General features: G+C 67.2%; 13 protein-coding genes. All 13 read right to left on the bottom strand.

Annotation, left to right across the window (positions count from 1 at the left end):
• Positions 1-35 precede the first annotated feature (35 nt).
• Positions 36-1457, bottom strand: a complete 1422-nt coding sequence (locus tag J2Y55_RS07960; RefSeq protein ID WP_310150296.1) for a peptidoglycan DD-metalloendopeptidase family protein — start codon at positions 1455-1457, stop codon at positions 36-38.
• A 169-nt stretch (positions 1458-1626) separates the two neighbouring features.
• On the bottom strand, positions 1627-2289 hold the full coding sequence (locus J2Y55_RS07965) for a protein-L-isoaspartate O-methyltransferase family protein (RefSeq protein ID WP_310150299.1): 663 nt from the start codon (positions 2287-2289) through the stop codon (positions 1627-1629).
• A 203-nt stretch (positions 2290-2492) separates the two neighbouring features.
• The gene (gene surE / locus J2Y55_RS07970; protein WP_310150302.1) at positions 2493-3254 is read right to left on the bottom strand and encodes a 5'/3'-nucleotidase SurE; all 762 of its coding nucleotides are present in this window, start codon (positions 3252-3254) and stop codon (positions 2493-2495) included.
• Positions 3255-3482: 228 nt separating this feature from the next.
• Complete coding sequence (gene serS / locus J2Y55_RS07975; protein ID WP_310150304.1) at positions 3483-4784, bottom strand: serine--tRNA ligase; 1302 nt, start codon at positions 4782-4784, stop codon at positions 3483-3485.
• Between the two features lie 210 nt (positions 4785-4994).
• The gene (gene tatC, locus J2Y55_RS07980; RefSeq protein ID WP_310150306.1) at positions 4995-5810 is read right to left on the bottom strand and encodes a twin-arginine translocase subunit TatC; all 816 of its coding nucleotides are present in this window, start codon (positions 5808-5810) and stop codon (positions 4995-4997) included.
• Complete coding sequence (gene tatB, locus J2Y55_RS07985; protein WP_310150308.1) at positions 5807-6334, bottom strand: Sec-independent protein translocase protein TatB; 528 nt, start codon at positions 6332-6334, stop codon at positions 5807-5809. The genes tatC and tatB overlap by 4 nt, the downstream gene beginning before the upstream one ends.
• A 48-nt stretch (positions 6335-6382) precedes the next feature.
• Positions 6383-6628: a twin-arginine translocase TatA/TatE family subunit gene (locus J2Y55_RS07990; protein WP_310150309.1), complete on the bottom strand. Its 246-nt coding sequence runs from the start codon at positions 6626-6628 to the stop codon at positions 6383-6385.
• A 65-nt stretch (positions 6629-6693) separates the two neighbouring features.
• Positions 6694-7806 carry an ABC transporter ATP-binding protein gene (locus J2Y55_RS07995; protein ID WP_310150314.1) on the bottom strand — a complete coding sequence of 371 codons (1113 nt, stop codon included), beginning with the start codon at positions 7804-7806 and terminating at the stop codon, positions 6694-6696.
• A gap of 161 nt (positions 7807-7967) precedes the next feature.
• A complete protein-coding gene (gene scpB / locus J2Y55_RS08000) occupies positions 7968-8675 on the bottom strand; it encodes an SMC-Scp complex subunit ScpB (RefSeq protein ID WP_310150317.1) in 708 nt (235 codons plus the stop codon).
• Positions 8676-8682: 7 nt separating this feature from the next.
• On the bottom strand, positions 8683-9510 hold the full coding sequence (locus tag J2Y55_RS08005; protein ID WP_310150320.1) for a segregation and condensation protein A: 828 nt from the start codon (positions 9508-9510) through the stop codon (positions 8683-8685).
• Positions 9511-9551: 41 nt separating this feature from the next.
• Positions 9552-10562 carry a beta-N-acetylhexosaminidase gene (gene nagZ / locus J2Y55_RS08010; RefSeq protein WP_310150698.1) on the bottom strand — a complete coding sequence of 337 codons (1011 nt, stop codon included), beginning with the start codon at positions 10560-10562 and terminating at the stop codon, positions 9552-9554.
• 144 nt (positions 10563-10706) lie between these two features.
• A complete protein-coding gene (locus J2Y55_RS08015; protein WP_310150323.1) occupies positions 10707-11804 on the bottom strand; it encodes a TRAP transporter substrate-binding protein in 1098 nt (365 codons plus the stop codon).
• A 263-nt stretch (positions 11805-12067) separates the two neighbouring features.
• Positions 12068-13741 (bottom strand): SPOR domain-containing protein, encoded by a 1674-nt coding sequence (locus J2Y55_RS08020; protein ID WP_310150326.1) that lies wholly within the window; start codon positions 13739-13741, stop codon positions 12068-12070.
• Positions 13742-13788: the final 47 nt, after the last annotated feature.

Below are 13788 nucleotides of genomic sequence, written 5' to 3' on the forward strand. Positions count from 1 at the left end.
ATCTAAAATTCCAGGATCTCGAATTTCGGGATCGCTCAGTTGGTCAGGTAAGGCGTCGGATCGACCGGCGAGGAGCCCTTGCGCAGCTCGAAATGCAGCTGCGGCGACGAGACGTTGCCGGACTGGCCGGAACTGGCGACGACCTGGCCGCGCTTGACCGTATCGCCGCGCTTGACCTTCAGATCGCCGTTATGGGCATAGGCCGAGACATAGCCGTTGGGGTGGCGGATCAGCACCAGATTGCCGTAGCCCTTCAGCTCGCTGCCGGCATAGGCGACGGTGCCGCCTTCTGCCGCCTTCACCGGCGTACCTTCCGGCACGGCGATGTTGATGCCCTCATTGCCGCCCTTGCCGCTATAGCCGGTGATGACACGGCCACGCGCCGGCCAGCGGAAATCGGCCTTGTCGGAGGCACTCTCCTCGGCGGCCGGCTTGGGCAGGCTCGCGGTCGCGACGGGCTCGGGTGCAGCCTTCGGCACGGCCGTGACCTTGGGCTCGACGGCAGGCGCGCTGGCGACCACCACCGGCTTCGCTTTCTCGGGCGCAGGCTTCTTCACCTCGGCGACGACCGGCTTGGCAGCAGGCACGTTGGCGACAGGCGCGACGGGAGCCGCCGCGACGGGCGTCTTGCTGCGCGCTTCGGCCTTCGCCTTGGCTTCAGCTGCGAATTTGGCGCGCGATTCGCGCATCGCCTGCGCGTCGGTTGCGGCTTTGGTCTTGGCCTGGGCAGCCTCGGTCGCCTTGGACTCGGCAGCAGCGCTTGCCTTGGCTTCGGCGACGGCCTTGGCCCTTGCGGTCGCGCTTGCCGGCATGGCGGGAGCCGCGATGCGGGCCGGAGGAGCGGTCGGCGGCGCGAGGTTGCGGGCAGGCTCCGGCCGGGCGTCGCTTTGAACCTGCGCGCTCTGGGCGAATTGCTGCCGCGGGGCCGAAGCCGAGCTTGCATTGGCGTTATAGACGGGAATGGTCAGGCGCGAGCCCGGCGCGATATTGGGGCTCGAAAGCCCGTTCGCGGAGATCAGCGCGGCACGCGGCACGCCATACCGCGAGGAGATCATGTCGAGCGTCTCGCCCTGGGCGACGACGACCGGCGTGCCGCCCTGCGCGGACCAGCCCGAGGCATTGCCGCCGGCGGCAAGCGGAGCCGTATTGCGCAGTGCCACGGCCGATTGCGGCGGCGGCAGCGGCTGCGAACGGACCGACGCCATGACCGGCGCTGATGGCGGGTTCAGCGGCGTGCTGGCGACACGGCCGATCGAGCCCGTGGTCGCAGGATCGCGCATCGGCGGGGCCGCCTGGGCGCTCTTGAAGGGGCTGGAGAAAGGCGCGTCGGAGAAGCGCATCGTCTCCGAGGAGCAGGCGCTGACGCCCAGCGCAAGCAGACAGACCGTCGACACGCGAAGGACGACGCTGGGCTGGACCGATCCGACTAGAATACGCTTGGCGACCTGGCTACGCATGGACTGGTACTCGCGAACAACGCAACTCGATGGGGAGCATTAAAGCCCTGTTCAGGTTACGAAAGCGTTTCGCCCTCTCCCGCCCTCTTCAATTTTCTGCGCGGCTCCCAAGCATTTTCGCGCGAAGCCGATATCGGCTCGCGTTAAGAAAGCACGCTAGAACAAAAGGCTAGAGCGCTCGCGCCAGGCCCGGTGCGAGCGGCGGCAGGCGCACCACCGGCCCCATGGCATGGTCGAAGCTGCCATCGGCAGCTTTCGTCACCACGACCCGGCGCGCGACACCCTCGACGCGCAAGGCTCCGACGAGCCGCCCGCCCGGCGAAAGCCGCATCAGCAGCGCCTCGGGCATGGCATGGGCGACGCCGTTGACCAGAATGCGGTCGAAGCGGCCCAGCGTCCGGTCCGGCTGAAATCCGTCGGCATGGCGCAGATCGACCGACTGGCCATAGCCATTGCCGCTGAGGCGCTCATGCGCGGCCAGAGCCAGCGTGCGGTAGCGCTCCAGCGAGACGACCTCGCCGCCCATCGCAGCCAGCAGCGCCGAGACATAGCCCGAACCGGTGCCAACCTCGAGCACGCGGGCCGAGGGCTGCATCTCCAGCGCGGTCAGGAGCGCGGCAACCGTGTGCGGCGCCGTCATGGTCTGTCCGCAAGGCAGCGGCACCGAGACATCCTGGCGCGCCAGATCGGCAAAGCGCGACGGCGCGAAACGCTCGCGCGGCACTCTTTCCATGGCGCGCAGCACGACGAGATCGCGCACGCCCTGCGCCCGCAGCGACAACAGGAAGGCGACAGTGCGCTCGCCCTCGCTGGCGGCCACCTCCTCGGTCATCCCTGCGCCCTCGCCGTCTGTCATGGCTCAGGGTTTGGCCGGTTCAGACAAAATGCGCGCCGTCATTCCGGGCGCAGCGAAGCGGAGGCCCGGAATCCATCGTAGGGCGCTGTGCCCTATGATAGATTCCGGATCGGCGCCGCTACGCGGCTTGTCCGGAATGACGGTACCGCCCTTCATGACCGACAATGTATTGCCGATACTCAAGCGAACACCTGCGCGAAACGCGTCAGCGTCGGCTCATGGGTCAGGTCGAGCTCCAGCGGCGTCACCGAGATCTTCTTCTCGAACAGCGCGCGCAGATCGGTGCCGTTGGCGGGCTCGGATTTGCTGCGCTGGAAGGCGATCCAGAAATACGGATTGCCGCGCCCGTCCTGGCGCGGCTCCAGCTTCATCAATTCCTGGTCGCGCCGCCCCTGCACCGTGACCGCGACGCCGGCGACCTCGCTCGGGAGGACATTGGGGAAGTTGAGGTTGAACAGCACATCCCTGGGAATGCCCTCGTCCAGCAAGCGCCGGATGATGCCGGGCGCATGGTGCTTGGCGCAGTCCCAATGGATCTGGTCGCGGCCGGCCGGCCCATAGGCTTGGCTGACGGCGATCGAGGGAATGCCGAGCAGCGTGCCCTCCATCGCGGCTGCGATCGTGCCCGAATAGGTGACGTCCTCGGCGACGTTCTGGCCGCGATTGACGCCAGACAGCACGAGATCGGGCCGCTGGTCGATCATGATCGAGCGCGCGGCCATGATGACGCAGTCCGTCGGCGTGCCGGCGACCGCGTAGCGGCGCTTGTCGATCTGGCGCAGGCGCAGCGGATTGCTGAGCGACAGCGAATGCGCCACGCCCGACTGGTCGGTCTCGGGCGCAACGACCCAGACATCATCGGACAACTGGGCGGCGATCGCCTCCAGCACGGCCAGCCCCTCGGCATGGATGCCGTCATCATTGGTGACGAGAATGCGCATGGGTCAGGCTTTCAGCGAGCGGGGAAGCAAAAGGCGCGGGGAGCGCGGGGAACCCCTCTCCTGTAAGGAGAGGGGCAGGGGTGAGGTGTAGGCCGTTTGACCAGTCGAACGCCAAGCTCACCGCGGGCTGCGGTGAGGTCGCGGCCAAAGCGTCAACCGGCCTACCCCTCACCCTGCCCTCTCCCTCCGGGAGAGGGTTCCCCGCGTCCAGTTCGGCCAGCGCGAGCATCACGCCTTCTCGATCCGCGTCACGCCGCGCATATAAGGTACCAGCGCTTCGGGCACCGTGATCGAGCCGTCGGCGTTCTGGTAGTTCTCCATCACCGCGATCAGCGCCCGGCCGACCGCCGTGCCCGAGCCGTTCAGCGTATGGACGAAGCGCGGCGCGCCGCCTTCCCCCGAACGGTAGCGCGCATGCATCCGCCGCGCCTGGAAATCCCCGCAGACCGAGCAGGACGAAATCTCGCGATAGGTCTTCTGTCCCGGCAGCCAGACCTCGATGTCGTAGGTCTTCTGCGAGGCAAAGCCCATATCGCCGGTGCACAGCGTCATCACGCGATAATGCAGATCGAGCTTCTTCAGCACGGCCTCGGCGCAGGCCAGCATGCGTTCATGCTCCTCGCGCGATTTTTCGGGCGTGGTGATCGAGACCAGTTCGACCTTCTCGAACTGGTGCTGGCGCAGCATGCCACGGGTATCGCGCCCGGCCGAACCGGCCTCGGACCGGAAGCAGGGCGTCAGCGCAGTGTAGCGGCGCGGCAATTCTTCCTCGGAGAGGATCGATTCGCGCACGAGATTGGTGAGCGGGACTTCAGCTGTGGGGATGAGCCAATGATCCTCGCCCGCCCTGAACTGATCGTCGCGAAACTTCGGCAGTTGCGCCGTACCGAACATCGCATCGTCGCGCACCATCAGCGGCGGATTGACCTCGGTATAGCCGTGCAGCTCCGTATGCGTGTCGAGCATGAACTGCCCGATCGCCCGGTTGAGCCGCGCAAGCCGCTGATTCAGCACGACGAAACGCGAGCCCGACAGCTTCGCCGCCGTCTCGAAATCCATCTGGCCGAGCGCCTCGCCGAGCTCGTAATGCTCCTTGAGCTGGTTGAAGCCGAAGAGCCGGCCGCCGGTTTTCTCCGGCGCCTCGCCATGCACCGACTTGACGACATTACCATGCTCGTCGGCGCCCTCGGGCACATCGTCATGGGGCAGGTTCGGGATCGCTGCGAGCTGCTCGTTCAGCGCCTCGACCGCCGCCTTCTCCTGCGCTTCGAGCGCCGGCTGCAACTCCTTCAAGCTGGCGACCTCGGCCTTCAGGCTGTCGGCGAGCGCGACATCCTTGGCGCCCATCGCCTTGCCGATCTCCTTGGAGAGGGCGTTGCGGCGTTCCTGCGAGCTTTGCGCCTTGGCGATGGCCGAGCGCCGGGTATCGTCGAGGGCGAGCAGCGACGACGACAGCGGCTCGAGCCCCCGCCGCTTCAAGCCGGTATCGAACGCCTCGGCGTTCTCGCGAATCCATTTGATATCGTACATCGTCGTCAGGCCATGCCGCCGCTGCGGAATGCAGCGAGAGATGCTCTAGACCGGGATGGCGAGCGATGGAACCACCGATGTAGCGGTTGGGAGTGCGGTCGCCCTCACCCGTCATGGTCGGGCTAGTCCCGACCATCCACGTCTTCGCTGGCTAAGACCTGTGTTCAAGACGTGGATGCTCGCCACAAGGGCGAGCATGACGACGGAGGATCACTCCGCGGCAGCGTCCTCCGCCGCCTTCCTGGCCGCTCGCTTCTTCTCGACATAGCGCACCGAGAACACCGAGAGCTCGTAGAGCAGCAGCATCGGCACGGCGAGCATCAGCTGCGAGATCACGTCGGGCGGCGTCAGCACGGCGGCGATGACGAAGACGAAGACGATGGCGTAGCGGCGCTTGTCCTTCAGGAACTGCGAATCGATAATTCCCGCCTGCCCGAGCAGCGTCAGCACGACCGGCAATTGGAAGGCGACGCCGAAGGCGAAGATCAGCGTCATGATCAGCGAGAGATACTCGCTGACCTTGGGCAGCAGCGCGATGCCGGCCTGAGTCTCGGTCGCGGCCTGCTGCATGCCGAGCGAGAACTTCATCAGCACCGGCATGGCGAAGAAGAAGACCAGCGCGGCGCCCAGCGTGAAGAACACCGGCGTCGCCACGAGATAAGGCGCGAACGCCGCCTTCTCATTCTTATAGAGGCCCGGCGCGACGAATTTGTAGACCTGCGTCGCGATCACCGGAAAGGCGAAGAAGCCGGCCCCGAACGCCGCCACCTTGATATGGGTGAAGAGCAGTTCGAGCGGGCCGGTATAGATGAGCTGCGCGTTCGCGGTGCTCCCTGCCGCCCAGACATAGGGCTGCACCAGGATGTTGTAGATCTGCGTCGACACCGCAAAGCAGATGAAGAACATCAGCATGAAGGCGATCAGTGACTTGATCAGCCGGGCCCTGAGCTCGATCAGATGGTCGATCAGCGGCGCGCGCGAGGCCTCGATCTCGTCCTCGCCATCCTTGGCATTGACGACGCTCATACTGCGCTCCCGTCTTCGGGTTCGCTGACCTTAGCCTTGCGCTTACGCGGGGCGGCCTTGGCTGGTTCGACAGCCTCCGCCACGACCTCGGGCTCCGCCTTGGGCGCACGCTTGCGCTTCGGCTTCTCTTCGGGGGTTGCGTCTGCGATCGGCGCGGGTGCGATCTCGACGGGCGGCAAGGGCTCAGGCGCCGGCAGTGCCGCGAGCTTGGCCTCGGCCTCCTTGATCTGCGCGTCGTCGAGGCCCGTCGAGGCGGGCTCGTTGGGCATCTCGATGGGTTTGTAGTCGGAGTTCATCGCCGAAGACACCGAGCCGCCGACATCCTCGACCTGCTTCTTCAGGTCGTGGAGTTCGGCCTCGCGCATCGCGTCATTGAACTGGCCCTGGAACTCGCTGGCCATGCGGCGCACCTTGCCGACCACCTGGCCGACAGTGCGCATGGCTTTGGGCAGATCCTTGGGGCCGATCACGACGAGCGCAACCGCCCCGATCAGCATCAATTCGCTCCAGGCGATGTCGAACATCGATGGCTCGTCCTCTCAACCGCTCGCCTTGAGGCAAGCGGCGCGCCATCAGGCCTTGTGCTCGGCCTTGGCCGCAGCGGGATTGCTCGTGGTCGCCTGGTCGATGACCCGGGGATCGGCCGCAGCAGCGCTCGGCGGCGGCGTGGCCGGCTCGTCATCGTCGGCCATGCCCTTCTTGAAGGATTTGATGCCCTTGGCAACGTCGCCCATCAGCTCGGAAACCTTGCCGCGCCCGAACAGCAGCATCACGATGACGCCAACGACGATCCAGTGCCAGATACTGACGCCACCCATGGCGAACTCCTCCGAATTACAGTGCGGCCGGGCGTTGAGCCTCGGCCAACTTCTTGTGGCGGAACCTATGTGTCCCCCGCAGGGAACACAAGAACTTCATCCGTCGGAATATCGATGCCGACATCGTCGCCCTCGCGAACGCTCCCGGTGAGCGACACCCGCGCGAGCAGCGGCCGGTCGAAGCCCGAGACCGCGAGCAGGACGTGATCGACCTCGCCGAGGAAGCGCCGCGTCACGACGCGTGCAGGCAGGCAGAACCCGTTCGGCGTCAATCGGATCGCTTGCGGCCGGATGCAAACCACGGCCTGCGCGCCTTCGCCGAGCTCGCCCGCCGGAAACCGGCCCACCGGCGTATCCACCGCACCGCGCAGGACACGGCCTTCTATCTCGGTAAAATCGCAGAAGAATCGGGCGGCAAAGAGGCTGTTGGGCTGACGGTAGAGCTGTTCGCCCGTGCCGACCTGGACGATCCTGCCTGCGCGCATCAGCACAATGCGGTCGGCGATGCGCATCGCATCCTCGGGATCATGCGTCACGATGATCGAGGTCGCGCCGGTTTCCTTGAGCAGCGCCGCCGTCTCGTCGCGCACCACATCGCGCAGGCGCCGGTCGAGATTGGAGAAGGGTTCGTCCATCAAGAGCACGCCGGGGCGCGGCGCTATGGCGCGGGCCAGCGCGACGCGCTGCTGCTCACCGCCCGACAACATATGTGGATAAGCCTCGCTGAGATCGGCGAGACCGACGCGGGCGATGGCGCGCAGCGCAGTGGCCTCGGCGGATGTCTCGTCATAGCCGCGCAGGCCGAAACGAACATTCTCGCGAACGCTCAGATGCGGGAACAGCGCATAGTCCTGGAAGACCAGCCCGACGCCGCGCTGCTCCGGCTCGACAAAGCTCTGCGGCGAGGACACATCGCTGCCCTCCAGCAGCACGCGCCCGGAACTCGGCCGCTCGACGCCGGCGGCAAGCCTGAGCAGCGTCGTCTTGCCGCAGCCCGATTGGCCAAGCAGGGCCACCACCTCGCCGGGCTCGATGGACAGGCTGACCTCGCTCAAAGCCGTCACATCGCCGAAGCGCTGCGTCACCCGGTCGAATCCAAGCGCCATCGGGATCGCGGCGCCGGCCGTCCCCCGCCTGCCCCAGCTCAGCCAGCGCGCCTTGGTCTCATTCGACGCCAAAAGATGCTCCTTGCTGCGCTTCAAACCCTGCAGCCCTCATCCTGAGGAGCAAGGCGACAGCCTTGCGTCTCGAAGGATGCTCCAGCACGCACTGGATCATCCTTCGAGACGCGCTCCTACGGAGCGCTCCTCAGGATGAGGGCTGAGAGAAACGAAGCCTGCTACTCATCCGCCCTGTGCGGCGGCCCTTCGCCGTCGTCAAGCGGCGTGAACAGGTCGCCGAGCGGATCCTCGTCGGCGCGCAGATCCGGATCATCGTCGGGAATCGGCACGGTGAGGTCCTTGGTCAAGCGCCCCTCGATGAAGCCCGAGCCCTTGAGCTCGTCGAGGCCGGGCAGATCGTCGATGCGGTCGAGACCGAAATGGTCGAGGAAGCCCGGCGTCGTGCCATAGGTCACCGGCCGGCCGGGCGAGCGACGGCGGCCACGCAGGCGCACCCAGCCTGCCTCCAGCAGGATGTCGAGCGTGCCCTTGGCGGTGGCAACGCCGCGAATCTCCTCGATCTCGGCCCGCGTCACCGGCTGGTGATAGGCGATGATCGAGAGCACCTCGAGCGCCGCCCGCGACAATTTGCGCGGCGGCTCAGCCTCGGCCGCCAGCAGATAGCCGAGATCGGGCGCGGTGCGGAAGGCATAGCCGCCCGCGACCAGGCGCAGATTCACCCCGCGCGGCGCATAAAGCTCGATCAGATGCTCCAGCACCTGCGCGACATCGACGCCGGCCGGCACCGAGCGCGCCAGTTCCTCGGCGCTCAGCGGCATGGCCGAGGCGAAGAGCAGCGCCTCGACAATGCGCGTCGCCAGGGCCAGCACCTCGGCCTCGCCGCCATCGTCCTCCTCGTCGAAACGCTCGGTCATCGCCACCGTCATCGCCCGCTCACAACGGCAAGGCCGGCGGCCGCGCCGAGCGGCGGCGCAGATAGAGCGGCGCGAAGGCTTCGTCCTGGCGCAGGTCGAGCGCCCCCTCCTTCACCATCTCCAGCATCGCCGACAAGGCCGAGGCCCTGACGGTTGCCGTCATCTCGCGCGCCGGCAGGCCATGCGAGGTCATGTAGCGCGCGAGATAGGGGTCGATCGCGGTCCAGTCACCCGCCTCGCCGACGAGACGCTGCAACGCCTCGCGCGCCTCTACCAGCGACCAGACGATGCGATGGCCGACGGAGATATGGCCCTGGACGCGCCTCTGGCGCTGCTGCGCATAGGCGGAGAGCAGATCGTAGAGCTCGGCCTCCCAGATCGGGCGCGCGCCTGCCACGATCGGCTCGGGAGCACCGCGCGCAAAAACATCCTGCCCAAGCCGTTCGCGCGAGGCGAGCCGGCGCGACGCCTCGCGGATCGCCTCCAGCCGGCGCAGGCGCAAGGCGAGCGCGGTGGCAAGGTCGGCCGCGCTCGGCTCCTCGCCCTTGGGCGGCTCGGGCAAGAGCAGGCGTGATTTGAGATAGGCCAGCCAGGCCGCCATCACGAGATAATCGGCCGCGAGTTCAAGCCTGAGCGCCCGCGCCTGCTCGACGAAGACGAGATATTGCTCGGCCAGGGCCAGGATCGAGATGCGGTGCAGATCGACCTTCTGGCGCCGCGCCAGATCGAGCAGCAGGTCGAGCGGACCTTCATAGCCGTCGACATCGACGAGGAGCGCAGGTTCGCTCTCGCCGCCGGCCTGGCCGCGCCGCGGCTTTTCATCCTCGAATGGCAGTTCAGCGGCCATTTTGCCCCGATCGTCGAACCCCGACCGATAGGTTCGGCTGTTCAGGCGCTCAAGGCAAGCGCGCTTGCAAGCTGCGCCCTCGCTTCATCCACATCCAGAGGCTCGGGCTCGTGCCGAATGCGGGCGAGCGCCATGGCGGCGCGACGGCCGCGCGCACCGTTCATCTCCGGCACGGCGCCGGCGATCGCCACCATCTCCTCCATGATGCCATGGCAATGCAGCACGACATCGACGCCGGCGCGGATCGCCGCCCTGGCCTTCGCGGCGAAGCCGCCCGCGAGCGCCTTCATTGAAATATCGTCGGTCATGATCAAACCGTCGAAGCCGAGTTCGCCGCGCATGATCTCGCGGAGGATCGTCTTCGACACCGTCGCCGGATGCTTCGGATCCAGCGCGGTGAAGACGACATGGGCCGTCATCGCCATCGGCATGTCGGCGAGATGCCGGAACGGCCGGAAATCGCTCGCCCGCAACTCCGCCAGCGAGGCCTCGACCACCGGCAGGTCGTGATGGCTGTCGGCCTTGGCCCGGCCATGGCCGGGCATGTGCTTGATCACCGGCAGCACGCCGCCCGCGATCAGCCCCTCGGCCGCCGCCCGGCCGAGCCGCGCGATCATGTCGGGCTCATGCGCATAGGCGCGATTGCCGATGACGTCGTGGCTGCCGGCGACGGGCACGTCGAGCACCGGCAGGCAATCGACATCGATGCCGACGGATTTCAGGTCATGCGCCATCAACCGCGCCGAAAGCCGCACGATTTCACGCTGTTGCACGGGGTCATTGATACCCAGGAACGCCCGCGCCGGCGGGTAGGCCGGCCAATGCGGCGGCCCCATGCGCTGGACCCGACCGCCCTCCTGGTCGATCAGGATCGGCGCATGCCACCCGACGGTCTCGCGCATCTGGGCCGTCAGGGCCGCGACCTGCTCGGGCGATTGCGTGTTGCGCTTGAACAGGATGAAGCCCCAGGGCCGCGCCTCCCTGAAGAAGGCACGCTCGTCCTGGGTCAGGCTCGTGCCGAGGCAGCCGGCGATGAAGGCGCGTGAGGTCATGTGACTGGGGTAGGAACAGGCGCGGGCGCGGTCAAGCGCGCCCGTCATTGCGATGAGCGCAAGCGGCGAAGCAATCCAGGGAGACGTGGCGCAAACACGCCTGGATTGCTTCGCTACGCTCGCAATGACGGCCTACAGGCCTTCTCAGCGCATCTGCGCCGACATCTGGGCGTTGAAGGCGTCGAAAGGCAGCTCGGCGATGCGGAACCAGAGCTGCTCCTTCTTCCAGTAGGGCAGGAACGAATCATAGAACGTCTTGAAGGCCGGGTTGCTCGCGGCGAGCTCGCCATAAAGCGCGAAGGCCTCCTTGAACGCCGCCAGCATCACCTCCTGCGGGAACGGGCGCAATTCGGCGCCGGCAGCGGCCAGCCGCAACATGGCGTCTGGATTGCCGTGGTCGTATTTGGCGACGCACAAGGCGTTGGCCTCCGAGCAGGCGGCTTCAAGCGCGGCCTTGTAGGCCGGCGGCAGATCGTTCCACTTGTCGAGATTGGCGATGAAGCTGACATTGGCGCAGCCCTCCCAGAACCCCGGATAGTAGTAATATTTCGCGACGCGCTGGAAACCGAGCTTCTCGTCGTCGAGCGGGCCGGAAAACTCGACGGCGTCGAGCGTGCCCCGCTCCAGAGCCGGATAGATGTCGCCGCCGGCGATCTGCTGCGGCACGACGCCGAGCCGCGCCATGATGCGCCCGCCGAGGCCCGCGATGCGGAACTTCAGCCCCTTCAGGTCTTCGAGCGTCTTGATCTCCTTGCGGAACCAGCCGCCCATCTGGGCGCCGGTGTTGCCTGAGGGGATCGTGTAACAGTTATAGCCTTTCATGAAGGCACGGCACAGTTCGAGCCCGCCGCCCTGGTAGAGCCAGGCGTTCTGCTGGCGCGTGTTGAAGCCGAAGGGCAGCGAGGTCTCGAAGGCGAAGGCCGGGTCCTTGCCGATATAAAAGCTCGACAACGTATGGCTGCATTCGACCGTGCCGTTCTGGACGGCGTCCAGCGCCTGCAGACCAGGCACGATCTCGCCGGGCGCAAAAACCTGGATCTGGAACTGATTGTCGGTGAGCTCGCCGACGCGCTTGGCGACCTGCGTGCTGAGGCCATAGAGCGTGTCCAGGCTCTTGGGATAGCTCGAGGTGAGGCGCCAGCTGACCTTGGGCTGCGACTGGGCGATGGCGGGAGCAGCAATGGCTGTGCTGCCGACCGCAGCGCCCGTGCCTGCGGCCTTGACGAATGTACGACGATCCATGGGTTTCCTCGGTTTCTTGTGTCGCGTGGAATTCTTTGAGTCTCGCGCCCTGCCCTCGCCCCGGCCAGAACATGCGCAAGCTGGGCGGTGACGCTACCCGCACTGGGCCCGCGCTTGAACCCCAACCATGCGGTGGCGTCATGCGCCGCAGGCCGAACGGAAAAGCCGCCGGCAGCGACTGGGCGCTGCCGACGGCTTTTTAAGTCAGGCGTTATGTGACGGCTGAAGCCCGCCCGGTTCTTGTTCGCTCAGTTCTTATTCGTTCAGTTCTTGGCGATGAAGCACTGGCCGCCGGCCGTCTGCAGCTGCGTGCACATGGCCGTGGCGTCGTCGCGCGAATAGGGGCCGACGCGCAGGCGGTAGACGGTCTTGCCGCCGGCGAGTTCGGTCTTGCGCACGATCGGCGCCTGGCCGCCCAGCTGATCGGGGTACTTGCGCTGCAGCGCCGAGAAGGTGGCGCGCGCCTCCGCCTCGCTGCCGGGCGCGCCGAGCTGCACCGCGAAATCGCCGGTGCCGGCGCGGATCGCGGCGGTGGCCGGAGCGGCATTCGTCGCAGCAGGAGCGGCGCTGGCGACGCGCAGCGGCGGCGTGGTCGCGGGCGCAGGCGTCGCGACGCGTTCCTGCACTTTCGCGGCCTCGGGCGTCGTAGCCGGGCGCGGGCGCGGCTGGCTGTTGGCCCCAGTCGTGCCCGGATTGGCCGCTGCAGGCGCGGTGAGCTTGGCGGGAGCCGAACCCGTGACCGACGGTGATACGGCATTGATATTGCCGTTGCCGTTGCCGTTGGCGCCGGGCGGCGGCGCGGGCGTGCCGTCGGGCCGGATCGCGACGGTGCGCACGCGGCGCGGCTCGCCCAGCCCCGGAACGGCAGGCCCCGGCGCCAGGGCGGGTTCCGCCGGCGTCGCGCTGCGCTCGGGCACGGCGGGCGCGTTCGCCAGCGGGTTGGTCGTGCCGGAGGTGTCGGTGCCGCCCGTGCCCACGGATGAACCCGGGGCTGGCAGGACGACACGCGCCGGCAAGCTCCGCGCCGCCTGCTGAACATCGACCGGCTGCTCCTCGCGGCTGACCACCTGGGTCTGGGTCGAGGGAGCCTGTCCAACCTTTTCGTAGATCTGCTTGTTCTGGTTTGGAATCTCGGCGCCGCCGGGATTGGTCGGCTCGACCTTGGTCGGGCCGCGATCGGCGTTGATCACCAGCGGCAATCCGTCCTTGCTGACCGGGCCGGACGAACGGAAGAACGACGCGCCGGCGACGCCAACGATGCCGATGACGGCGACAGAGGCCAGCAGCCACACGCCCTTGCGCGAACGGCGCGGCTCAAGATCAGGCGCATCGTCATCCGCCATCATCGGCCTCTCGGCCGGCTCGGACATGGCAGGCTGGCTGTAGCCGCCGGACTGCTCATAGGCATAGGAATAGCCGCCGGCCTCCTGATCGAGGTCGCGCGGCACATCAGCCACGCCTTGCACCGAAGCGGGCCGCTGATAGCTCTGCGGCTCCGGCAGGTGGAAGCCATGCGCTTCGGGCTCGTCATAGTGCTCGTCTGCAACGGGCGCAGGCACCGGGGTCACCGCCGGTCGAGCGACGTCGGTGCGCCGCAGCAGCGCCTCGAACTCGTCGAGCGCGCCGCGCAGCTCGGCGGGAGGAGCAGAGCTCTCGGGCGTCGGCGGAACCGGAGCAGGCGCGAAGGAGGGCTCCTGCCGCGGCGGCTGCCAGGACTGCACCGGCTGCTGCCAGGATTGGACCGGCTGCGGCGTTGGCGCCGGCTGGCCGCGATGGGCGAAGATATCCTTCAGCGGGTCGTCCTGCCCAACGATGCGCGTCAGTTCCGCAAGCGGATCCGTGGCTTGGCCGGGCTTGGGCGCCTGGGCCGCACCGCGAAGCTGACGCTCGAGATCTTCGAGGTCGAGGGCGAAACGGTTTCTAGCTGGCTCACTCATGGCATGATCCATTCCAGCGCGGGCCGAGGCGACGAATGGAACGCCGA

Origin of the sequence: Allobosea sp. BE125, assembly GCF_031456075.1 — a bacterium.
Classification (GTDB): Bacteria; Pseudomonadota; Alphaproteobacteria; order Rhizobiales; family Beijerinckiaceae; genus Allobosea.